This window comes from Streptomyces sp. CO7 (genome assembly GCF_053474865.1).
Window position 1 is genome coordinate 361,853 of the sequence record NZ_JBRIOU010000002.1, and the last position, 395, is coordinate 362,247.

Below are 395 nucleotides of genomic sequence, written 5' to 3' on the forward strand. Positions count from 1 at the left end.
GCAGGGGAGGGGTGGCGACTGAACGCACGGGGCGGGACCGACGCCACCGGGGCGGGACGGAACACCGGTGAGGCCGGCCAGCGGGAGCCGGTCAGCGGAACGGAACGGCAAGGCCCGGCCCGGGCAGGGCACCGGAACCGCGCCCGGCCAGGGCCGTGCCGACCAGCGCGACCAGCACCACGCCGACAGAAGCCGCACCGACTACAGCCGCCGGGGGGACCGTGCGACCGACAGTGACGACGGGCCGGACAGCCGTGCCGGGCCCCGAGGACGACAGACGCGACAGAGGCAGCGCGGGCACCGACGGCCCCGCAGGTACCGCGGGTCCCGAGGGGGGCGGAAGCCCGCCGGACGCCGCCGCGCCCGACGGCACGGACCCCCGCGCGCCCCAGGCC